The sequence below is a fragment of the Burkholderia ambifaria AMMD genome (genome assembly GCF_000203915.1).
In the GTDB taxonomy this organism is placed as follows: Bacteria; Pseudomonadota; Gammaproteobacteria; order Burkholderiales; family Burkholderiaceae; genus Burkholderia; species Burkholderia ambifaria.
This window is the reverse complement of the sequence record NC_008390.1, coordinates 960,836-983,823: the sequence shown is the minus strand read 5'-3', so window position 1 is coordinate 983,823 and position 22,988 is coordinate 960,836. Positions and strand designations below refer to the sequence as shown.

The following is a 22,988-nucleotide window of genomic DNA, read 5'->3' as shown; positions in this document are numbered from 1 at the left end:
GCGCCCCGCTACGCGGGCAGCGACATGCCCGCGAACCAGCTTTCGCAGTGGCGCAGCAGCGCGTTCGCGTCGGTGGCCGTACGGCCGCGCGCCGCGATGTAACCATCGGGCCGCAGCAGGTAGAACGACGGCCGCGAGCGGCCGTATGCCTGCGCCAGCCCGTCCTCGCCGTCGCTTTCGGCATCGGCGACGCGCCAAATCCGCACCGCGCCCGGCATGATCCGCTCCAGCCCCTGCGCGAGCGCCCGCGCATCCGCGGGCATCGGCGGCACGTCGTTCGCATCGCCCGCTTCGACGCCTGCCGGCTCCTCGAGCAACAGCAGCGTGAAGCTCGCCGGGTCGTGCAGGTCGTATAGCCGCGCGGTGCCGGGTGCCCGCCCGAGCGGCCCGTCGACCACATGTACGAGCGCGTCCGGCGCACGCTCGCCGGCGCGCGGCCCGCCGTCGAGCACGCGCTCGAGCGTGAGCGGGCTTTTCCGGTATTGCACGCCAAGCTCGCTGACGGTGCGCCGCACCGCGTCGCGCACGGGCCCGAACGTCGCCAGCAGCGGCACGACGTGATCGCGCAGCAGCTTCATCGCGCCATGATCGGCTTCGACGATCTGCGTGACGAGGCCGGTCTGCCGCAATACGTCACGCTCGATCGGATGGCGCTCCGCGTGATAGGTGTCGAGCAGCCGCTCCGGCGTGCCGCCGCCAAGCACGCGCGCGAGCTTCCAGCCGAGATTGAACGCTTCCTGCATGCCCGTGTTCATGCCCTGCGCGCCTGCCGGGCTGTGAACGTGCGCGGCGTCGCCCGCGAAGAACACGCGCCCGTGACGCAGCCGGGCGACCATCCGGCTGTGCAGCCGGAAATACGACGACCACGCGAGGTCGCTCGGCGCGATCGACGCGCCGACACGGGCGCGCACGATCGCCTCGCATTGCGCGAGCGACGGTGGCGGCGCATCGGGAGATGCATCGCCCGGCGGCCGGTCGGCGACGAGCCGGTAGCGGCCGCCGCCCATCGGGAACAGCCCCGCGATGCCGTCGGGCGTCGTGAACAGGTGGATCTCCTCTTCCGGCCAGTCGGGTATCGCCGAGAAATCGGCGAGCAGGAAGGTCTGCTCGAACGCTTGCCCGGCGAAGCCGAGGCCAAGCAGATGGCGCACCGTGCTGTGCGCGCCGTCGGCGGCGATCAGGTAGGACGGCGCGAACGATCGTTCACGCCCGTCGGCGCCGCGGATCGTCACGTCGAGCGACGTGCCGCCCGCGTCGCACGCCGTGAGCGTGACGCCGCGTTCGACCGTCACGCCGAGGCCGGCCAGATGCTCGGCGAGCAGCTGCTCGGTGATGCTCTGGTCGAGAAACAGCAGGTACGGATAGCGCGTTTGCAGCGGATCGAAATCGAGCCGCGCGATCACGCGGCCGCCCGCATGCAGCGCGGCCGCGTGCGCGCGATGCCCCAGCACGAGAAACGGTTCGACCGCGCGATGCTGCTCCAGCATTTCGAGCGTGCGCGCCTGGATGCCGATCGCACGCGAATACGGCGCGGGCGTGGTGAGCCGGTCGATGATGCGTACCGGCACGCGGGCACGCGCGAGACTCATCGCGGCGGCAAGGCCGGTCGGGCCTGCGCCGACGATCAGCACGGGCGGGATGTCGAGCAGTGTGTCAGCCATGAGCGCCTCGATGACACGCGATCCTGCAAGTCTACGCCGCTCCGCGTGACGGGGCCATATGCCGACCGGCCAATCTGGGGCGCCCGCGCGCAGTGTGGGAAAATACGCGCTTTCCGCCAGTTTTCGCGTCATGGATTCCGCATTCGACCGAGCGTACGCCGCGCACCGCGCGGGCCGCCTCGCCGAGGCCGAGCACGGCTATCGTGCCGCGCTCGGCACCAATCCCGCCGACGCCGACGCGCTGCATCTGTTCGGTGTGCTGCGGCATCAGCAGGGCCAGCATGCGGAGGCAGCCGATCTCGTCGGGCGTGCGGTCGAATTGCGCCCGGGCGACGCCGCGCTGCAGCTCAATCTCGGCAACGCGCTGAAGGCGCTTGGCCGGCTCGACGAAGCGATCGAGCGGTTTCGCAACGCGCTGACGCTCGCGCCCGAATTCCCGCTCGCGCACTACAACCTCGGTAACGCGTACGCGGCGCTGCAGCGCCACGAAGATGCCGTCGACGCGTTCGGCCGCGCACTTCGGCTCACGCCCGACGACGCATCGATCCACAACAATCTCGGCAACGCGCTGAACGCGCTCGGCCGTCACGACGATGCGCTCGCCGCGTTCCATCGCGCACTCGAGCTGCGGCCTGGACATGCCGGCGCGCACAACAATCTCGCGATGGCGCTAAACGCGATGGGCCGGGCCGACGACGCGATCGCGCACTTCCAGGCGGCGATCGCCGCGCAGCCGCGCTTCGTCGCCGCGCACTTCAATCTCGGCAACACGTTCGAGGCGCTCGGCCGTCACGGCGAAGCCGCTGCGGCGTTCGAAGCCGCACTCGCGCTGCACCCGCCGTTCCCGCTCGCCCTGTTCGGGCTCGCGAACGCGCTGTGCGCGCTCGGGCGCCAGCGCGAAGCGCTGCCCTACTACGAACGCGCGGTCGGCCTCGATCCGTCGTTCAGTCTCGCGTGGCTGAACCTCGGCAATGCGCATCACGCACTCGGCGCGCACGAAATGGCGCTGCGCGCGTTCGACCAGGCGCTGCGCGTCGCGCCCGACCTGAAGCTCGCACAACTGCACCGCGCGGTCACGCTGCTGACGCTGGGCGACTTCACGCGCGGCCTGCCCGCGTACGAAACGCGTCACGACACGCCGGGCGCGACACCGCGCGGCACGCTGCCGCGCTGGCAAGGCGAGCCGATTGCGTCGCGCACGCTGCTGATCCGCGCGGAACAGGGCTTCGGCGACACGCTGCAGTTCGTCCGCTTCGTGCCGCTGGCCCGCGCGCGCTGCGCACGCGTCGTGCTCGAAGTGCAGCCGGAACTCGTCGCGCTACTCGCGCCGGCGGCGACGCGCTGGCGCGTGACGCTTGTCGCCCAGGGCGCGGCGAAGCCGCCGGCCGCGGACATCGCATGCACGCTGATGAGCCTGCCTTTCCTGCTCGGTCTGCAGCCGTCCGACATCGTCGCGGGCAAGCGTTACCTCGACGCGCCGGACAGCGCGCGCCGGCGCTTTCGCGGCTCGCTCGGCGGCCAGTCGAAGCGCAAGTTCGGCCTCGCGTGGTCGGGGCGCCGCCAGGCACAGGAAAACCGCTCGATGCCGTTCGACGCGCTCGCACCGCTGCTCGCGCTGCCGGACATCGACTGGGTCGTGCTGCAGCCCGCGCTCGACGAAGACGAACGGGCGCGCGTCGACGCGCATCCGCGCGTGCATCACCTCGACGGGGGGCTGAACGACTTCGCCGACACGGCCGCGCTGATCGAACGGCTCGACGGCGTCGTCACGATCGATACGGCCGTCGCGCATCTGGCGGGCGCGCTCGGCAAGCCGCTGTGGATCATGCTGCCGTTCGCGCCCGACTGGCGCTGGTTCACCGGCGACGACTGTCCGTGGTATCCGCACGCCAGGCTGGCCCGCCAGTCCGCACCGGGACAATGGCTCGACGTGGCGGCGACGGTCGCCGACGCGCTGCGCGCCGCGTGAATTCCGAAAGCCGATGAGAAAAGGGAGCGCCGCGCGCTCCTTGTTTCACCCGACGTGGCGCGGTGCAGGCGGCGTCAGGCCGCCTTGTACTGGTTGCGCGCCTCGCGCGTGCGATACAGCACGAGCGTCGCGATCAGCCCGCAAAGCGCCGCGACGCTCAGCCACAGCCCCGGTGCGGCCTTGTTGCCCGTCTGGTGGATCAGCAACGTCGAGATCGCGGGCGTGAAGCCGCCGATCGTCGTCGCCAGGCTGTATGCGAGCGAGAAGCCGGCGGTGCGCACGTCGACCGGCATCACTTCGGTCAGCGCGACGACCATCGCGCCGTTGTAGGAACCGTACAGGAACGACAGCCACAGCTCGACCGCCAGCAGCCGCAGGAACGACGGTTCGGCCACGAGCCACAGCACGGCCGGATAGGCCGACAGCAGCGTGAGCACCGTGAACGCGATCAGCACCGGCCGGCGGCCGATGCGATCCGACAGCGCGCCGGACAGCGGCAGCCACACGAGGTTGGACAGGCCGACGCAGACGGTCACGACGAGTGCGTCGAGCGACGACAGGTGCAGCACTTCCTTGCCGAACGTCGGCGTGTATGCGGTGATCATGTAGAACGACACCGTCGTCATGATCACCATCCCCATGCCGGCGATCACGACACCCCAGTTCTCGAGCATCGAACGCATGATCTCGCCCATCGTCGGACGATGACGCTTCGCGAGGAACTCGTCGGTTTCCTTCAGCGAACGACGGATCAGGAACAGGAACGGTACGATCAGGCAGCCGATCAGGAACGGAATGCGCCAGCCCCACGCGCTCATGTCCTCGGCCGGCAGCACGCGGTTCAGCAGCACGCCGACAAACGCGGCGAACACGACGGCCACCTGCTGGCTGCCCGATTGCCACGACGTATAGAACCCCTTGTGGCCCTTCGTCGCGATCTCCGACAGGTAGACCGACACGCCGCCCAGCTCGACGCCCGCGGAAAAGCCCTGCAGCAACCGGCCGAGCAGCACGAGCGCCGGCGCGAGCACGCCGATCGTCGCGTAGCCGGGGACCCCGGCCACCGTCAGCGTGCCGAGCGCCATCAGCCCGAGCGTCAGGATCAGCCCCTTGCGGCGGCCGTGATGGTCGATGTACGCGCCGAGCACGATCGCGCCGACCGGGCGCATCAGGAAGCCCGCGCCGAACACCGACAGCGACAGCATCAGCGACGCGAACGCGTTGCCGCTCGGAAAGTAGGTTTTCGCGATCGCGGACGCGTAATACCCATAGACCATGAAGTCGTACATTTCCAGGAAGTTGCCGCTGACGACCCGGAACACGGTGCGGACTTTCGATTCCTGCGCGATGGCTTGTGTTGCTGTGGACATGTTGCTCTCTCGATTCGGATGACGCGACATCGGCGCGCCGCACGGATCGGATGACGCGCGACGCACCGGCATGGTTCGCGGATGATGCCACGCCAAGCCGACATTTGCCTTGTGCCGCCCCTGCGATGGTCGTCGCGACATGCGCCTCGTACGAGTCGCCCCAAAACGGCAGCCAAAATCAGATCGATCTGATCGACCGCCGTTCGCCGGCTGACCACAATGTCTGATTTGCGACGACGACATTTCCGCGCCGCGGCCGGCACGGTTGCCTGTGTCGCACGGCGTACCGCCCTCATGACCCCATCGCCCCTCGTTCCCGTCCAAGGCGCGCTGGCTCGCCCTCGCGTCGCACCGCTCGATCACATGCCGTCGTTCGGCCACGAATGGAGATTTAGGCCCGGCACATACTGCCTCGCCACACTGACCACGTCGTGCATCAGCGTCGACCGACCGCACCGCGCGTGCCACTGGCAGCCTCTGACTGCACCGGCATCGACCGCCGCCTCGATGCCCGCTTCGGCCCGGTCAGCGGTCGTATCAGCCACCGTTATCGGGCGGCGTTGCCGCGCTATCGCGGGCAGCCGTCGCGATCGGCGTGCGATGTTCGCAATCAGCTGGAGCATCGGCGCGCTCGGCATCATCGGCTGGCTGATCGCCGCGCACGAGTCGCCTGCCGATTTCACACCGGTGCCCGCGATCCGGATAAGCGACGGTGCGCCGGGTCACGCCACCTCATCGACCGGAAGCGCGCAAGTCGCCCAGGTCCGGCCGGGTGCGTCGACGAACGCTTCGCTTCAGCGCACGGAGTCGGCGCCTGTCGCGAAAGCGACGGCGTTACCACCGGCCACGAGGCATGCCGCCGTTCGACCGGCATCGCTTCGCCCGAAGGCAACGTCCGGCGTGCGGCGCACCGGCATCGTATTGCCGACGTCGCCCCATCACGCAAACGGCCCGCGCAAGACGGCGGCACGCCCTCCGGTCCTGAGCGATACCGCCGGCACCCGCGATCGGCTCGCCCCGGCGCCACGTGCAACGGACGCACGCGACACGTTCGACGATCCGCTCACGCTGATCGCAATGGCCAACGCGCTGCGCGGCACGCCGCCTGCCCGTTCGGCACATGCGCCCGCCGCCGGTTTCGACTGGACGTCGCAACTGTCGCATCGCCGCCTGACCGACGCACCTGACGCGTTCGCGCGCTGACACTCACCCAACAAAAAACCCGGCGAAGATCGCTTCGCCGGGTTTCGCTCGTCTCTCTCGGTCCGTCCTTCGCATCGTCACTTGTGCGCGGTGAGCCCCGTCTCGGTCTGCTTCTCGAGTTGCCGCACCTGCTCCTGCAGATCGCGCAGCTGCACTTGCGCGGCCCGCTTCTCGACCTGCAGCGCCTGCGTCTGCTCCCGCGCCGACTGCTGCCGCTGCGCGACCTCGGCCTGCTGACTGCGCGCGACGCTCAGATCGGCTTGCAGTTGCTGCGCGCGATTCGCCTGCAGCGCGATCACGCGTTCGAGGAACGTCTTCTGCGCCTGCAGTTCGGTGCGACGGATCTCGACGTCCGCGAGCTGCACCGTCTGCTGGACGAAGTTCGTGTACACCATCTCCGCGCGGCTCTTCTCCTGCGACTTGATCACGCGCCACAGATGCTTGTCCTGGAACAGCGCGACGTAATACGTCATCTCGCGCTGATCGAACATCAGGCTCGCGCCATAGCTGCCGTTGTAGGTGGTGCGCATCTCGACGATCCGCCCGTCTTGCAGCATCTGCGTGAGTTCGGCCACGTTGCCTTGCGCGGCGGCATCCGTCGCGGACGCGGGGGACGCCGTCGCCGGCGCGCCATCGCCGCTCAGGCTCGTCACCGCGGGGCGCGTACCGGCAGCGGGCGCGCTCGCATCGGCCGACCATGCTGCGCCCGCGTGCACGCAGGCGGCCATCGCAACGATCCACGTTGCGCATCGTGCGGGGGAAAATTTTCGGAAGACCAACGTCAGACTCCGGCGAACGAATCGGGAGTCGCGATTATCGTTCAAAACGAAACGGCCGCATCTCGAATTTACGGGATGCGGCCGGCCTGCCTGCGACGCGATGCGAGCGCCGGCTACAGGCGCGTTTCGCGTGCCGCGCGCAGGAATGCGTCGAGCAGCGGCGTGCAGTCGAGCAGCTCGGAGCCGCCCGCGCGATGGAACTCGGGGTGCCATTGCACGCCGACGACGAATGGCGCGCGCCGGTAGCGGATGCCTTCGATGATCCCGTCGCCGGCCGACACGGCCTCGATGTTCAGATCGCGGCCGAGATCGCGGATCGCCTGATGGTGGATCGAGTTCACGATCGCTTCGCTGCGCCCGGGAAACATGCTCGCGAGCGTCGACGAGTCGGGAAAGCGGATCGAATGGCGATGCTGGTCGTAATGCTCGCTCACGTGCGGATGCGCGGTCGGCACGTCGGTCGCGATGTCCTGGTACAGCGAGCCGCCGAACGCGACGTTGATCAGCTGGCAGCCGCGGCACACGCCGAGCACCGGCTTGCCGGACTCGACGAACTCGTGAAACAGCTCGAGCTCGTACATGTCGCGCACGCGGTCACCCGGCCATTCGGGGCGCGCATCGGATGCCGCGTAGGTTTGCGGCGACACGTCGGCGCCGCCTTGCAGCAGCAGGCCGTCGAGATGCTTCGCGTAGTCGCGCAGGCGGATGTTGCTCGGGTGCAGCATCCCCTGGTGGCCGACGGTCGGAATCATGAACACGAGCACGTCACGCGACATCACCCAGTGCGCGATCGATTCCTCGAGATACTGCAGCGTCTTGCCGCGCAACCCCTTCGCACCCGGCTCCGGATGGAAGATCCGCGCCGACACGCCGATACGCAACGTGCGCTGCGTGATCCGCTGGCCGGCGCGGTCGAACAGCCGGCGCGCACGTGCCGCGACGATCCGGCCGAACACCGACCATGGCGTGTCGCTGTTCTTCAGGTAAGCCGGCGGCGCATTCTGCGCGCTCGCGGGCGGCGGGCGCGGCGTGTCGAAATCGGGCTGCGCGCCAAAACCGGGCGGCGCGGCACCGGCTTTTGGCGCGGCAGTGGGTTCAGCAGCGGGTTCGGAAGCGGGTTCGGAAGCGGATTCGGCAGCGGGCGTCGTGCCCGCGGCGCCCGGCTCCGACGCCGCCGTGACCGGCGATGCGCCGTCCGCCGCGACATCCTCGGCCGCGGCAGCCTGCGCGACGGAGGACTGCGTGGCGGGTACCTCCGGCGCGTGTGCCGGATCGGAACGGGGGGAACGGGAAGACGCGGAAGGGGTGCCGGTCAGACCGGCCGGGGAAGGCGTGGTTTCGCTCATGACGATGGTCTGGTGCGTCGCTCGCGCGTATTTGGATTGACGAGGATTCATTATGCTTCAGTGCACGATCGCGCGGTAAACCTGCAACATCCTGTCGATATTGTTGCAAGTCGTCGCACGCGGCGCCGGACGCGTCAGAGTAAGTCGTCTGGCGGCCTCGAAGGGTCGCCCCGGTGAACTGGACATCAGTGATATATCACAATAATATTCACGGATTGCCTATCTTCCCTGATCACTCGCGCCATGATCGTGCTCCAGCCGGCCTCCGCATGAACGCCCTGCCCGATGCCCTGCCCGACCGCCCCGCCGCCTCGACGCTCAGCCTCGCCGAGCGCGCGTACGCGCTGATCCAGCGCGACATCATCACGATGCGCCTGAAGCCCGGCGCCGCGCTCAACGAAGCCGACCTCGTCGCACGCACCGGCATCGGCCGCACGCCGGTCCATCAGGCCGTGCACCGGCTGGTGCTCGAAGGGCTGCTGTCGGTGATGCCGCGCAAGGGGCTGCTGGTGCAACCGCTGTCGCTCGACGAGATCGTCGCGGTGATCGACGTGCGGCGCATCAACGAAGCGCACTGCGTCGAGCTCGCCGCCCGCCATGCGACGCCCGACGATCTCGCCCGCATCGCCGCGCTGCTCGACGACGGGCAGTCGTGCGTCGACACGCACGACGTCGAGGGCATGATGGAGCTCGACCGCGCGTTTCATCAGGCGATCGCCGCGGCGGCACGCAATACGGTGCTCGCGGAGATCCTGCGCGCGCTGCACGAACGCTCGCTGCGCTTCTGGTTCGTGACGCTGTCCGAACCGCACCACCTGTCCGACGTCCAGCGCGAACACCGCGAGCTGTTCGAGCGGCTGTCCGCGCGCGACGCCGCCGGCGCACGCGCGGCCGTCGAACGCCATATCGATTCGTTTCGCGCCACCCTTGTCCAACATCTTCGCCCCTGAGCCGCCCATGACCACTTTCACGCCCTTCCCCCCGCTCGCCCGGCTCGCCGCCGACCTCGCCGCCGGCCGGACCACGAGTCGCGCGCTCGTCGACGTCGCGCTCGAACGGATCGCCGATCCGTCGGGCCAGGGCGCGGCCGTCTTCACCGAAGTCGACGCCGACAACGCGCGCGCGGCGGCCGACGCGCACGATCGCCTGCGTGCCGCCGGCACCGTGCTGTCGCCGCTCGCGGGCATCCCCGTGTCGGTGAAGGACTTGTTCGACGTCGCGGGCCAGGTGACGCGCGCCGGCTCGCGCGTGCTCGACGGCGCGCCGCCCGCGCAGGCCGATGCGGTCGCCGTCGCGCGGCTCAAGCGTGCGGGCGCGGTGCTGGTCGGCCGCACCAACATGAGCGAGTTCGCGTTCTCCGGGCTCGGCCTGAATCCCCACTTCGGCACGCCGCGCTCGCCGTACCACCGCGACGTACCGGGCGACGCACGCATTGCCGGCGGTTCGTCGTCCGGCGCGGCGGCGTCCGTCGCCGACGGGATGGCGGCCGTCGCGCTCGGCACCGACACCGGCGGCTCGATCCGGATTCCGGCCGCGCTGTGCGGGCTCACCGGCTTCAAGCCGACCGCGAGCCGGATTCCGACGCAAGGCGGCGTGCCGTTGTCGACGACGCTCGACTCGTTCGGCCCGATCGGCCTGACGGTTGCCTGCTGCGCGCTCGTCGACCGGATGCTCGCGGGCCTCGAGCCGCACGTGCCGGCCGCGCGGCCGCTCGAAGGCGTGCGGCTCGGCGTGCTGACCAACTATGTGACGGACGGCGTCGACGCCGACGTCGCCACCGCGCTCGACGCATCGCTGAAGCATCTCGAGGCCGCCGGCGCGATCGTCACGGAAGTGCGCTTTTCCGCGCTCGACCGGCTGCCGGACATCAACCGCTTCGGCTTCTCGCCGATCGAGGCGTACGCGTGGCATCGCCCGCTGCTCGCGCAGCACCGCGACCGATACGACCCGCGCGTGCTGTCGCGCATCCTGAAGGGCGAGCCGGCGAGCGCGGCCGACTATCTCGACCTGCTCGCCGCCCGCCAGGCGATGCTGGACGAAGCGGCACACACGGTCTGGTCGCGCTTCGACGCACTCGTCGCCCCGACGGTGCCGGTCGTGCCGCCGCGCATCGCCGAACTCGAAGCGGACGACGCCGCGTTCACGCGCACCAATGCGCTGATCCTGCGCAACCCGAGCGCCTTCAACTTCCTCGATGCATGCGCGCTGTCGCTGCCGTGCCATCCGCGCGACGCGGCGCCGGTCGGCCTCATGCTCGCGGCCGCGCCGCATCGCGACGATGCGCTGCTCGCGATCGGCCAGGCGGTCGAGGCCGTGCTGAACACGATCCGATGACTGCGCAAGCGCAATGACGACGGACCATGATGAAGCGGGTGCGGCGGGGTGCCGCACGCGCGCTGTCAGTTTCGTGCCAGATCGTTCGCGCTAAAATCGCGCGATTGTTTATCGGACCGACCAACGACAGGAATCCCGCCGACATGAATGACTCCACGCTCGCACTCCGCCGTGAACGCCGCCTGCTGATGCTGCTCGGCTGGGTGTGCATCGCCTTGCTGGCCGGCGCGCTGTACCTGCAATATGTGAAGAACGAGGATCCGTGCCCGCTGTGCATCATCCAGCGCTACTTCTTCGCGGCGATCGGGATCTTCGCGTTCCTGGCGGCCGGTATCCGCAACTGGCGCGTCATCTGGGTGTTCGAGCTGCTGATCGCGATCGCCGCGGCCGGCGGCGTCGGCACCGCCGCGCGACACCTGTCGATCCAGATGAATCCGGGCTTCAGCTGCGGCTTCGACACGCTGCAGCCGATCGTCGACAGCCTGCCGCCCGCCCAGTGGTTCCCCGGCATGTTCAAGGTCGCCGGCCTGTGCGAGACGGTCTATCCGCCGATTTTCGGCATCCTGCTGCCCGGCTGGGCGCTGATCGGCTTCGCCGTGATCCTGGTCGCGGTCGCGTCGAGCCTCTGGCGCCATCGCCGCAAGCTGGCAGGCTGACCGGTCGGGGCCGCGTAGCCGGCCCGCGTTCGTCCGGCGCCGCCGGCGACGTCCCGCGCGGCCGCACCCTGCCGGCCACGCCTTGCCGGCCCGGCCTTGCCGGCCGCGCGTAAACACCTAACCCCGCCGCAGCCCGGATTTCCGGGCGAACGCACATCGCACGACATCCGCGCGACATCCACGCGCATGCCCCGCCACGCAAGCGTTTCGGCCCGATACGCGCGCACCGACGCCCCCGATCCCGCGCGGCGGGCCTATGATCGACATGATCGCTGCCTGATAGCCCGGATCACCGCCCGGTGATGTTCCCGCCGCGTTGCGGTGCTATCTTCGCGACTGGATGGCGATCTACGTGCGCGAGGCCAGGCGGTCTCACCTCCTGCGTAACGCGCGCCCGATCCGCAATGTCGACTGGATTTCTCATGACAACGCACACCATCCGCATCCGTCACCCTCATGGCGTCCGCCCGTCCCGCGGCGTCGTTCGCGCGCGCCCGCGGCGCACCACCGCCGCACCGCATCGACCGTGCGGCCCGCCTGCGTCGCTCCCGTCAGTCCTCGTGACCGCCACACCCGCCGCACCCGCCAGCGCGCGCCGCGCGTCGTGCCGCGTCGTCGTGAACGGAGCGTGCTGATGGAAGCGTGGATCGGCGATCTGCAGCAATTGCTCGCGCACGGCGAAGCGGCCGTGCTCGTGACGGTCGCGCATACCGACGGCTCCGCGCCGCGCGAGGCCGGCACCAAGATGCTCGTCACGCGCGACATGGCCCGCCATACGATCGGCGGCGGTCATCTGGAATGGAAGGCGATCGAAATCGCGCGGCATCTGCTGAAGGACGGCGCGCACGTGCCCCACGCGCGCAGGCTCGAACGGCTCGCGCTCGGCCCGAGCCTCGGCCAGTGCTGCGGCGGCGCGGTCGTGCTCGCGTTCGAGCGGCTCGATGTCGGCGACCTCGGCTGGATCATGTCGCTCGCGAAGCGCGTCGCGGCCGGCGCCGCGACCGTGCGTAGCGTATCATTCGGCCCCTCGCCGGGCGCGCCCCTGCTGAGCGAGCCCGAATCGCCCGCCGCGCGTGCCGATTGCCTGCTGTGGGAAACCGGCGGCGTGTCGCTGATGACCGAAACGATCGCGCCGTATGCGTTCCCCGTCATGCTGTTCGGCGCCGGACACATCGGCACCGCGCTCGTGAAGGTGCTGGCGACGCTGCCGTGCCACGTGCGCTGGATCGACGGGCCCGCTGCGGCGTTCCCGCCGGCCGAGGCGCTCGCCGGGATCGGCAATCTCGCGATCGACGCGGTGGCCAGCCCGGCCGACGCCGTCGACACGGCGCCGCCGCACGCGTACTTCGTCGTGATGACGCACGACCACGCACTCGATTTCGTGCTGGCCGAGCGCATCCTGCGGCGCGGCGACTACGCGTACTTCGGGATGACCGGCTCGCGCACCAAGCGCGTGCAGTTCGATCATCGGCTGGCAGCGATCGGCATCGACCCGGCCCAGGTCGCGCGGATGCGCTGCCCGATCGGCGTCGAAGGCATCATCGACAAGGCGCCCGAAGTGATCGCGATCTCGGTGGCCGCGCAGTTGCTGCAGGCCGTCGAGGCGAACGCACCCGTGCAGGCTTCCCCTACCTTCTGACCGACCAAGAACAACGCCATGACCCCGACATTCAAGGACAAGATTGCCCGCGCACCGAAAGCGGAACTGCACATCCATATCGAAGGCTCGCTCGAGCCGGAGCTGATCTTCGCGCTCGCACAACGCAACGGCGTGAAGCTCGCGTACGAGTCGATCGACGCGCTGCGCGCCGCTTACGCGTTCACCGACCTGCAGTCGTTCCTCGACATTTATTACGCAGGCGCGAGCGTGCTGCTGACCGAGCAGGATTTCTACGACATGACGGCCGCGTACTGCGAACGCGCGCTCGCCGACAACGTCGTTCACACCGAACTGTTCTTCGACCCGCAGACGCACACCGAACGCGGCGTGCCGATCGAAACGGTGGTGGCCGGCATCGACCGCGCGCTCGCCGATGCCGAGCCACGCGGGCTGTCGAGCAAGCTGATCCTGTGTTTCCTGCGCCACCTGTCCGAAGACGACGCGCTCGCGACGTTCGAATCCGCGCGGCCGCTGTTCGAACGCTATCGCCGCCGGCTGATCGGCGTCGGCCTCGACTCGTCCGAGCTCGGCCATCCGCCGGCGAAGTTCGCGCGCGTGTTCGAGAAGGCGCGTGCGCTCGGGCTGAAGCTCGTCGCGCATGCGGGCGAGGAAGGCCCGCCCGCCTACATCCACGAAGCGCTCGACGTGCTGAAGGTCGACCGGATCGACCACGGCGTGCGCAGCATCGAGGATGCGGCGCTCGTCGAACGCCTCGCGCGCACGCGCGTGGCGCTGACCGTGTGCCCGCTGTCGAACCTGAAGCTGTGCGTGTTCGACGACATGGCGAAGCACACGCTGAAGTCGCTCCTCGATCGCGGCGTCGCGGTGACGATCAACTCCGACGATCCGGCCTACTTCGGCGGCTACGTCAACGACAACTACTTCGCGACGGTCGACGGGCTGCAGCTGACGGACGCCGAAGTGCATACCGTGATCCGCAACGGCTTCGAGGCATCGTTCGTCGACGCGGCAGCGCGCGACGCGCTGATCGCGCGTCTCGATTCGTACTGGCAGGCTGCGTGACGGCCGGCATCGAGGTTCGCTAGACAGATGAAACAGCGCGACGACATCCGCTTCGCGACGACTGGTTCGGCCCAGCGCCGCGCCGGCCGCATGCGTGCGCGGCACCTGCACACCGGCATCGCGCCCGTCGCGCGCGCGGCGACGGCGTTGCGCATCGTCGTGCACCGAAGCCTGTCGTTGCGGCGCGTCATGCCGCTCGCCGCTGCGCCCATCGCGATCGTGGCGCCGTCCGCCGGCAACCGCGTGATGGCGGCCGCGACGCTCGCGTGCGCACGCGCAGTCCGCGGTGCGCCCGCGTTCTCGCGCCGCCGCATCGCGCATGCACGGGCCGCGCCCTTCAAGCCGTCGCCCGCGCGGCACCGACCGTTTTCTTCTGTTCGCCTTACCTTGATGCAGGACCATTCGTCATGACGCAAACCGCTTTCCGTTCCCAGCTGCTGACCTTCAACGGCGACCCGGCGCAGTCGAGCCAGGCCGCGAACCACGAGACCGACGGCCTGCTGATCGTCGACGACGGCAAGGTCGTCGCGGCCGGCCCGTATGCGCGGCTCGCCCCGACGCTCGCGCGCGATGCGGTCGTCCACGACCTGCGCGACAAGCTGATCGTGCCCGGCTTCATCGACACGCACATCCACTATCCGCAGACGGACATGATCGCGTCACCGGCACCCGGCCTGCTGCCGTGGCTCGACAAGTACACGTTCCCGACCGAGCGCAAGTTCGGCGATCCTGAGCATGCGCGCGAGGTCGCCGACTTCTTCGTCGACGAACTGCTCGCGTGCGGCACGACGAGCGCGCTCGTCTACTGCACCGTGCACAAGCAGTCGGCCGACGCGCTGTTCGCGGCGAGCGCTGCCCGCGACGTGCGGATGATCGCGGGCAAGGTGCTGATGGACCGCAACTGCCCCGAGTTCCTGCGCGACACCGCGCAATCGGGCTATGACGACAGCGCCGAGCTGATCGGCCGCTGGCACGGCAACGGCCGCCAGCTGTACGCGCTCACGCCGCGCTTCGCGCCGACGTCCACCGAGGCGCAGCTCGAGGCGTGCAGCGAACTGGCGCGCCGCCATCCGGACGTGTTCGTGCAGAGCCATGTCGCAGAAAACGTCGATGAAGTGAAATGGGTCGCGGAGCTGTTCCCCGGCCACCGCAGCTATCTCGACATCTACGATCGCTACGGGCTGCTGCGTCCGCGCGCGGTGTACGGCCACTGCATCCACCTCGACGACGAGGACCGCCGCCGGATGGCCCAGACGCGCACCGTCGTCGCGCACTGCCCGACGTCGAACTTCTTTCTCGGCAGCGGACTGTTCGACTTCGACAAGGCCGGCGAATACGGCGTGCCGGTCACGCTCGCGACCGACGTCGGCGGCGGTACGTCGTTCTCGATGCTGCAGACCATGAACGAGGCGCACAAGGTCGCGCGGCTGTCGGGCCACCACCTGAGCGCGACGCGGATGTTCTGGCTCGCGACGGCCGGCGCCGCGCACGCGCTCGATCTCGCCGACACGGTCGGCACGCTCGCGCCGCGCACCGAAGCCGACTTCATCGTGCTCGACCCGCAGGCCACGCCGCTGCTCGCGCGCCGCACGAAGCGCGCGGATTCGCTCGAGGAACTGCTGTTCGCGTTCGCGCTGCTCGGCGACGATCGCGCCGTGTACCGCACGTACGCGGCCGGCCGGCTCGTGCACGAGCGCGGTGCCGCACGCCGCGCCGCCGCTTGACGCGCGCGCGTTTGCCCGCTTCCTCCCCCGCTCCGGCGTGCGTCACGGCGCATCCCGGAGCCGCCGGATTCGCTCCGCCCGCCGCACGCGCCGTGCTAGAATCCGGCCCTCATTGGGGAGTAGCCGCTCCGCTCGATGTCCCGCGCTTCCGGCGCGCATCGTGACGGAGGCGTCCGTCAACAGACTTGGCCATTCATTCGGCCATGGCGGACGCAGCCACCGAGGCCTGGCGAGACCGATGGTTCACTGCGCGCCGCATCAGGGCCCGGCGCGCGGTGGATCGTCGCTCGCACGCACAACATCGGCCCGTGGAACCCCATACGTGTCTCAAGCCTTCCTGATCTCCACCGGCGCCGTCGCCCTCGCTGAAATCGGCGACAAGACCCAACTGCTGTCCCTCGTGCTGGCCGCGCGTTATCGCAAGCCGGTGCCGATCATTCTCGGCGTGCTCGTCGCGACGCTCGTGAACCATGGCTTTGCCGGTGCGTTCGGCGAGTGGCTCGGCATACTCGTCACGCCGTCGATCATGCGCTGGGCGCTCGCGTTCTCGTTCATCGCGATGGGGTTGTGGATCCTGGTGCCGGACAAGCTCGATGCCGACGAAGCCAATGCGACCCGCTCGCGGCTCGGCGTGTTCGGCGCGACGCTCGTCGCGTTCTTCCTCGCGGAAATGGGTGACAAGACGCAGATCGCGACGGTCGCGCTCGCCGCGCGCTTCCAGGATTACATCGGCGTGGTGGCCGGCACGACCTTCGGGATGATGCTGGCGAACGTGCCCGCGATCCTGCTGGGCGACCGTTTCGCGCACCGGCTGCCGACGAAGCTGGTGCACGGCATCGCGGCCGTGCTGTTCGTCGTGCTGGGCGTGCTGGCGTTGCTGGGCGTCGGGTTCTGACGCATACGACGCACACCACGCACGCAGGTAGGCGGCGCGACCGGGCGGCCGCGCCGGTGTCGAGATTGCGCGTTACTTCGCGACCGCCGCACCCGAGGCCGGCACGGCCGGCACCGCACGCTCGTTGGCGGCTGGCGCCGCGGGCCCGCCGCGCTTGTCGACCGGCAGCCGCACCGTGCGGATCGCGCCGTTCGCCAACGGGAAATCGGCGAGCGCGCTGCGCGCGAGGAACGGCATCGCATACAGCAGCGCACCGTTGTCGCCGGTGGTGCGCGCGGTCACGTTGTAGACCTCCTTGCCGGTCGCGCGCTCGGTGATCCGGATGCCGAGCGTGTAGTCGAACACCTGATAGGTCTGCGCGACATAACCGGCCGGCATCGGCCCCCAGGGCCCCCACGGGCCCCACGGCCCGCCCCGCCAGTACGGCCCCGGCCCCATGAACCACGGGTCGTAGTAGACCGGCTGCGGCACCGTCACCAGATCGCTGCCGACCCCGTAGGTCAGCCCGACCAGATAGCGCGCCTGCGCGGCCGGCACCGGCCGGAATGCGTACGCGGACAACTCGTTCGCGACGATCGGCTCGTAGGTCGACTGCTCGATGCTGTGCTTCTGCGCATCGGTGCGCGTGAAGGCGTAAGTGCGTGTCGCGTCGCTGCCGCTCCAGTCGGAGAAGGCCGTGACCTGCGTCGTCACGTAGCTGGTGCAGCCCGTCAGCAGCGCCACGCACAGCACCGCCGCCCACCCCGCACCGCGTTGAATCCATTCGCGTTTCATGTCGATCCTCGTCGATCCGTCATCCGTCCGTCGCACCGCGCGAACCGCACGGGATGCCGATAATACGCGGACTCCCCGAACCGGTAAAAAGTTCGCTGCGGCGCGCGGCCGCAAGCCTTTGTACAATGGCCCGATTCGCCCGGTCCGCGCTGCGGGTCCGATCCCCACCCCTCCGATCTCGACGACCATGTCCGACAACGCCTCCTCCACCGTGATCCGCCGCGCCGACTACACGCCGCCGGCCTTCCTCATCGATTCCGTCGCACTCGAGTTCGATCTCGCGCCGGCCCGCACGATCGTCAGGAATACGATGCGCGTGCGCCGCAATCCGGACGCGGCGCCCACCCCGCATCTGGAGCTGATGGGCGAAGCGCTCGAATTCCTCGGCGCGCGGCTCGGCGGCGCGCCGTACGGTGCGGTGCGTGCGCACGACCACGGGCTGACCGTCGAAAACGTGCCCGACGCGTTCGAGCTCACGCTCGAGAGCGCGTGCGCGCCGGACCAGAACACGACGCTGTCCGGCCTGTACGTATCGAGCGGCAACTTCTTCACGCAGTGCGAGGCCGAAGGCTTTCGCCGCATCACCTACTTCCTCGACCGCCCCGACGTGATGGCGTCGTACACCGTCACGCTGCGCGCCGACAAGGCCGCCTATCCGGTGCTGCTGTCGAACGGCAACCTGGTCGATTCGGGCGAGCTGCCCGACGGCCGCCACTTCGCGAAATGGGAAGATCCGTTCCGCAAGCCGAGCTACCTGTTCGCGCTCGTCGCGGGCAAGCTCGTCGCGATCGAGGAGAAGATCACGTCCGGCTCCGGCAAGGAAAAGCTGCTGCAGGTGTGGGTCGAACCGGCCGATCTCGACAAGACCCGTCACGCGATGGATTCGCTGATCCATTCGATCCGCTGGGACGAGAAGCGCTTCGGTCTCGAGCTCGATCTCGACCGCTTCATGATCGTCGCGGTCGGCGACTTCAACATGGGCGCGATGGAGAACAAGGGGCTCAACATCTTCAACACGAAGTACGTGCTGGCGAACCCCGAGACCGCGACCGACACCGACTTCGCGAACATCGAGTCGGTGGTCGGCCACGAGTACTTCCACAACTGGACCGGCAACCGCGTGACCTGCCGCGACTGGTTCCAGCTGAGCCTGAAGGAAGGCCTGACGGTGTTCCGCGATCAGGAATTCTCGGCCGACATGGCAGCGGGCGACGACGTCGCATCGGCGGCCCGCGCGGTCAAGCGCATCGAGGACGTGCGCGTGCTGCGCCAGTTGCAGTTCGCCGAGGACGCGGGCCCGATGGCGCATCCGGTGCGTCCGGAAAGCTACGTCGAGATCAACAACTTCTACACGATGACCGTCTACGAGAAAGGCTCGGAAGTCGTGCGGATGTACCAGACGCTGTTCGGCCGCGACGGGTTCCGCAAGGGGATGGACCTGTACTTCCAGCGCCACGACGGTCACGCGGTGACGTGCGACGATTTCCGTCACGCGATGGCCGACGCGAACGGGCGCGATCTCGCGCAGTTCGAGCGCTGGTACAGCCAGGCCGGCACGCCGCGCGTGTCGGTGCGTACCGCGTACGACGCGGCCGCACGCCGCTACACGGTCACGCTTTCGCAGGGCTACGGCGACGCGTCGCCGGCGGCGCGCGACACGCAACAGGGGCCGCTGCTGATCCCGTTCGCGATCGGCCTGATCGGCCGCGACGGCCGCGACCTGCCGCTGCGCGTCGACGGCGAAGCCGCCGCGTCGGGCACGACGCGCGTGCTCGAGTTCACCGACACCGAACAGACCTTCACGTTCGTCGACGTGCCGGAACAGCCGCTGCCGTCGCTGCTGCGCAATTTCTCCGCGCCGGTGATCGTCGAGTACGACTACAGCGACGACGATCTCGCGTTCCTGCTCGCGCACGACAGCGACCCGTTCAACCGCTGGGAAGCCGGCCAGCGCCTCGCGACGCGCGCGCTGCTGACGCTCGCCGCGCGCGCCGCCGCGAACCAGCCGCTCACGCTCGGCGAGAACTTCGTCGCCGCGTTCCGCCGCGTGCTGACCGATGAAAACCTGTCGCCCGCGTTCCGCGAACTCGCACTGACGCTGCCGTCGGAAACCTATCTCGCCGACCAGATGGCGGAATCCGATCCGGCCGCCGTGCATCGCGCCCGCCAGTTCGTGCGCCGCCAGCTCGCGACCGCGCTGCGCGCCGAGTGGCTCGCCGCGTACGAGCAGCACCAGACGCCCGGCGCGTACGAGCCGACGCCCGAAGCGTCCGGCCGCCGGGCGCTGAAGAACCTCGCGCTCGCGTATCTCGCCGAACTCGAGGATCCGGCCGACGCCGTGCGCATCGCGACCGCGCAGTACGACGCCGCGAACAACATGACCGATCGCGCGGCCGCGCTCGGCGCGCTGCTGTCCGCCGCGGCCTCGGGCGCGAACGACGCGGCCACGCATGCGCTCGACGACTTCTACCGTCGCTTCGAGAAGGAAGCGCTCGTGATCGACAAGTGGTTCGCGATGCAGGCCGCGCAACGCGGCACGTCCGCCCAGCCGACGCTCGCGAAAGTCCGCAAGCTGATGGCCCACCCCGCGTTCAACCTGAAGAATCCGAACCGCGCACGCTCGCTGATCTTCAGCTTCTGCGCGGCGAACCCGGCGCAATTCCACGCGGCGGACGGTTCGGGCTACGCGTTCTGGGCCGAACAGGTGCTCGCGCTGGACGCGATCAATCCGCAAGTCGCCGCGCGCCTCGCCCGCTCGCTCGAACTGTGGCGCCGCTTCACGCCGGCGCTGCGCGACCGGATGCGCGAAGCGCTCGAGCAGGTCGCGGCCGGCGCCAAATCGCGCGACGTGCGCGAGATCGTCGAGAAGGCGCTCGCGTAACGGCACGTACGCGATTCGCGTCGCGCTCCCGCGCGCAGAAGCCGGCGCCGCTCCGTTGCGGCGCCGGCTTTTTTATCGGCTGAAGGTTCGCGGGGTCGGAGCCGGAGAGCACGTTCGACCGGCCGGCAGTGGCGCCGCCGCAGGGCCGATCCGCCGCGCCGCACACGCGGGAACCCGCCCGAATCGCCCATCCGGCCATGTAACCGGACGAAAAAAGCCGGCGGCGCGGGAGGCGCGGCGGGTAAAATTGCGGGCATTCAAGGATTCTTTGGCCTTTCGGAGTCAGTCATGTCCATTGCCCGCCGCACCACGCTGTCGAAGTTCCTGATCGAACAGCAACGCGAGACCAACAACCTCCCCGCCGACCTGCGTCTGCTGATCGAAGTCGTCGCACGCGCGTGCAAGGCGATCAGCTACAACGTGTCGAAGGGCGCGCTCGGCGAAGCGCTCGGCACCGCCGGCAGCGAGAACGTGCAGGGCGAAGTGCAGAAGAAGCTCGACATCCTGTCGAACGAGATCCTGCTCGACGCGAACGAATGGGGCGGCAACCTCGCCGCGATGGCGTCGGAGGAGATGGAAACGTTCTTCCCGATCCCCGCGAACTACCCGCGCGGCGAATACCTGCTCGTGTTCGATCCGCTCGACGGCTCGTCGAACATCGACGTGAACGTGTCGATCGGCACGATCTTCTCGGTGCTGCGCTGCCCGGACGGCAAGCAGGCCACCGAGGAATCGTTCCTGCAGCCGGGCACGGAGCAGGTCGCGGCCGGCTACGCGGTGTACGGCCCGCAAACGGTGTTCGTGCTGACGACCGGCAACGGCGTGAACTGCTTCACGCTCGACCGCGAAGTCGGTTCGTGGGTGCTCACGCAAAGCAACATGCAGATCCCGGCCGATACGCGCGAATACGCGATCAACGCGTCGAACGCGCGCCACTGGTACGAACCGGTCCAGCGCTATGTCGACGAACTGAACGCCGGCAAGGACGGCCCGCGCGGCGACAACTTCAACATGCGCTGGATCGCATCGATGGTGGCCGACGTGCACCGGATCCTGAACCGCGGCGGCATCTTCATGTACCCGGCCGACAAGCGCACGCCCGATCGCCCGGGCAAGCTGCGCCTGATGTATGAAGCGAACCCGATGTCGTTCATCGTCGAACAGGCGGGCGGCGCCGCGACGACGGGCACGCAGCGCATCATGGAAGTGCAGCCGACCGGCCTGCACCAGCGCGTGCCGGTCTTCCTCGGTTCGAAGAACGAAGTCGAGCGCGTAACCGGCTATCACGCCGAAGGCGAAGGCAAATAAATTTGCATCGCAGCTCTGGACGAAGGGGCGAGACGTCAGTACAATCGCGCCTTCGCGATGTGGCCCTGACAGGCTGCGTCGCAGTGAAGTGAAAGCGGGAAGTCCGCCGGATCGATGGTTTCGCGAAGCAGCGGCAGCAAGCTGAAAAAAATTCGCAAAACCTATTGCCAAGATCTCGGATTTGACCATATAATTTCATTTCTCTGCTGCCGGTGTAGCTCAGTTGGTAGAGCAGCGCATTCGTAATGCGAAGGTCGTAGGTTCGACTCCTATCTCCGGCACCAAGACATAAAGGCCTGACAAGCATCGCTTGTCAGGCCTTTTCTCTTTTTCAGCCGCGTTTTTTCGGGCCGCGTTTCCGATACACGAAATCGTGCGCCCGCCCCGTCTTTCCGCTTGCGGGCATCCCCCGACTCCCACCCCGCGCACCGCCGATTACAATCGCCGGATCACCCCGCCCTCCCCCTGCATCATGCGCACCTGGCGTCTCGAGCGACCGAACCTCAGCGGGCAACTGGACGTGTCCCGCGCGACCGGTCTCGTCGCCGCGATCGGCGGCAGCGAGCCGAACGCGTTCGCCGCGGAAATCCTGAAGCTGTTCGACGATGCGCTGTCCGTCACGCAGTGCACGATCTTCGCGTACGAGTTCGGCAACCGGCCGCGCACCGTGTCGGTCGCCGATCATCGCGGCCGCCGCTACCTGCGCGATGTCGCCGACACCTACGCGCGACATTTCTATGCGCTCGACGGCAACCAGACGATCGTCTCGGCCGCCGGTCGCGGCCCGCACCGCCGCGACGTGCTGCTGCATCAGCAGGCCGGCGACGAGATCGGTCACGACGCGTATCGCGCGGCCTGCTACCGCGGCCCCGACGTATCCGATCGCCTCGCGCTGCTGATGCAGCCGAACGACTCGACCTGGTTGTCGATCAACCTGTATCGCGCGCATCGCAGCGGCGCATTCCAGCCGCGCGAGATCGCGGCCATCGAAACGCTCGCACCGCTGATCGCGCAGGCGGCGCAACATCATTACGCGCTCGCGGGCTCGACGCAGATCGGCATCCCGCAACTGATGCTCGCGCGGCTGCGCGGCGCCTGTCCGGCGTTGTCCAAGCGCGAACTCGACGTGCTGCGCGGTGTGCTCGAAGGCCTGAGCGCGCGGGAAATCGGCGACACGATCGGCGTGAAGGCGTCGAGCGTCGTCACCTACCAGAAGCGCGCGTACCGGCGTCTCGGCATCTCGAGCCAGCGCCAGCTGTTTGCGCTGTGCCTGCAACCGTGAACGGCGCGCGCCGATCCTGAACGCGTCGGGGTAAATCCCGACCCACCGCCAGCCGTTCGCCGTACCCGGAATGGGGACAACGGTGGCCGGCGCGGCTTCCATACTGCATCGACCCGCCGCACG

At 68.8% G+C, this 22,988-nt stretch carries 18 protein-coding genes, 1 tRNA gene and 1 riboswitch; of the genes, 14 read left to right on the top strand and 5 right to left on the bottom strand.

What is annotated here, in order from left to right; genetic code table 11:
* Positions 1–8: 8 nt before the first annotated feature.
* Positions 9–1,661 carry an FAD-dependent monooxygenase gene (locus tag BAMB_RS04550; RefSeq protein ID WP_011656253.1) on the bottom strand — a complete coding sequence of 551 codons (1,653 nt, stop codon included), beginning with the start codon at positions 1,659–1,661 and terminating at the stop codon, positions 9–11.
* 130 nt (positions 1,662–1,791) lie between these two features.
* Here BAMB_RS04550 and BAMB_RS04545 point away from each other — a divergent pair, with 130 nt between their 5' ends.
* A complete protein-coding gene (locus BAMB_RS04545; protein ID WP_408580314.1) occupies positions 1,792–3,630 on the top strand; it encodes a tetratricopeptide repeat protein in 1,839 nt (612 codons plus the stop codon).
* A gap of 74 nt (positions 3,631–3,704) precedes the next feature.
* Here BAMB_RS04545 and tcuC read toward each other — a convergent pair whose 3' ends face one another.
* Positions 3,705–5,000 carry an MFS transporter gene (gene tcuC, locus BAMB_RS04540; RefSeq protein WP_011656251.1) on the bottom strand — a complete coding sequence of 432 codons (1,296 nt, stop codon included), beginning with the start codon at positions 4,998–5,000 and terminating at the stop codon, positions 3,705–3,707.
* A gap of 219 nt (positions 5,001–5,219) precedes the next feature.
* On the opposite strand from tcuC, the gene BAMB_RS04535 reads away from it, so the two are divergent.
* Positions 5,220–6,203, top strand: coding sequence for a hypothetical protein (locus BAMB_RS04535; protein WP_011656250.1), 984 nt, complete (start codon positions 5,220–5,222; stop codon positions 6,201–6,203).
* Positions 6,204–6,280: 77 nt separating this feature from the next.
* Here the strand turns inward: BAMB_RS04535 and BAMB_RS04530 are convergent, their stop codons facing one another.
* Positions 6,281–6,931 (bottom strand): DUF2968 domain-containing protein, encoded by a 651-nt coding sequence (locus BAMB_RS04530; RefSeq protein ID WP_011656249.1) that lies wholly within the window; start codon positions 6,929–6,931, stop codon positions 6,281–6,283.
* A 164-nt stretch (positions 6,932–7,095) separates the two neighbouring features.
* Positions 7,096–8,328: a gamma-glutamyl-gamma-aminobutyrate hydrolase family protein gene (locus BAMB_RS04525; RefSeq protein ID WP_041491112.1), complete on the bottom strand. Its 1,233-nt coding sequence runs from the start codon at positions 8,326–8,328 to the stop codon at positions 7,096–7,098.
* 269 nt (positions 8,329–8,597) lie between these two features.
* Here BAMB_RS04525 and BAMB_RS04520 point away from each other — a divergent pair, with 269 nt between their 5' ends.
* The 8 genes from BAMB_RS04520 (at position 8,598) to BAMB_RS04485 (ending at position 16,620) form a co-directional block, all read left to right on the top strand.
* Entirely contained in the window at positions 8,598–9,278 is a 681-nt protein-coding gene (locus BAMB_RS04520) for a GntR family transcriptional regulator (RefSeq protein WP_041491111.1), read from the top strand.
* Between the two features lie 7 nt (positions 9,279–9,285).
* Complete coding sequence (locus BAMB_RS04515) at positions 9,286–10,662, top strand: amidase (protein WP_011656246.1); 1,377 nt, start codon at positions 9,286–9,288, stop codon at positions 10,660–10,662.
* Positions 10,663–10,805: 143 nt separating this feature from the next.
* Positions 10,806–11,318 (top strand): disulfide bond formation protein B, encoded by a 513-nt coding sequence (locus tag BAMB_RS04510; RefSeq protein ID WP_011656245.1) that lies wholly within the window; start codon positions 10,806–10,808, stop codon positions 11,316–11,318.
* Between the two features lie 634 nt (positions 11,319–11,952).
* Positions 11,953–12,957 carry a xanthine dehydrogenase accessory protein XdhC gene (xdhC, locus tag BAMB_RS04505; RefSeq protein ID WP_011656244.1) on the top strand — a complete coding sequence of 335 codons (1,005 nt, stop codon included), beginning with the start codon at positions 11,953–11,955 and terminating at the stop codon, positions 12,955–12,957.
* Positions 12,958–12,975: 18 nt separating this feature from the next.
* Positions 12,976–14,001 (top strand): adenosine deaminase, encoded by a 1,026-nt coding sequence (locus BAMB_RS04500; RefSeq protein ID WP_011656243.1) that lies wholly within the window; start codon positions 12,976–12,978, stop codon positions 13,999–14,001.
* Positions 14,002–14,028: 27 nt separating this feature from the next.
* On the top strand, positions 14,029–14,412 hold the full coding sequence (locus tag BAMB_RS04495) for a hypothetical protein (RefSeq protein ID WP_041491110.1): 384 nt from the start codon (positions 14,029–14,031) through the stop codon (positions 14,410–14,412).
* Positions 14,409–15,725, top strand: coding sequence for a guanine deaminase (gene guaD / locus BAMB_RS04490; protein ID WP_011656241.1), 1,317 nt, complete (start codon positions 14,409–14,411; stop codon positions 15,723–15,725). Before BAMB_RS04495 ends, guaD begins: the two co-directional genes overlap by 4 nt.
* A 102-nt stretch (positions 15,726–15,827) precedes the next feature.
* Positions 15,828–16,007, top strand: a riboswitch (yybP-ykoY riboswitch).
* 40 nt (positions 16,008–16,047) lie between these two features.
* Positions 16,048–16,620, top strand: a complete 573-nt coding sequence (locus tag BAMB_RS04485; RefSeq protein WP_041489770.1) for a TMEM165/GDT1 family protein — start codon at positions 16,048–16,050, stop codon at positions 16,618–16,620.
* Positions 16,621–16,692: 72 nt separating this feature from the next.
* Here BAMB_RS04485 and BAMB_RS04480 read toward each other — a convergent pair whose 3' ends face one another.
* Complete coding sequence (locus BAMB_RS04480; protein ID WP_011656239.1) at positions 16,693–17,394, bottom strand: DUF4136 domain-containing protein; 702 nt, start codon at positions 17,392–17,394, stop codon at positions 16,693–16,695.
* 187 nt (positions 17,395–17,581) lie between these two features.
* Between BAMB_RS04480 and pepN the strand changes: the two genes are divergently transcribed.
* The 4 genes from pepN (at position 17,582) to BAMB_RS04460 (ending at position 22,865) form a co-directional block, all read left to right on the top strand.
* Positions 17,582–20,275, top strand: coding sequence for an aminopeptidase N (pepN, locus tag BAMB_RS04475; protein WP_011656238.1), 2,694 nt, complete (start codon positions 17,582–17,584; stop codon positions 20,273–20,275).
* Positions 20,276–20,563: 288 nt separating this feature from the next.
* On the top strand, positions 20,564–21,583 hold the full coding sequence (locus BAMB_RS04470; protein WP_006753216.1) for a class 1 fructose-bisphosphatase: 1,020 nt from the start codon (positions 20,564–20,566) through the stop codon (positions 21,581–21,583).
* Between the two features lie 208 nt (positions 21,584–21,791).
* Positions 21,792–21,867 (top strand) — tRNA-Thr (locus tag BAMB_RS04465).
* A 188-nt stretch (positions 21,868–22,055) separates the two neighbouring features.
* Complete coding sequence (locus BAMB_RS04460; protein ID WP_011656237.1) at positions 22,056–22,865, top strand: helix-turn-helix transcriptional regulator; 810 nt, start codon at positions 22,056–22,058, stop codon at positions 22,863–22,865.
* The last annotated feature ends 123 nt before the right edge of the window (positions 22,866–22,988 follow it).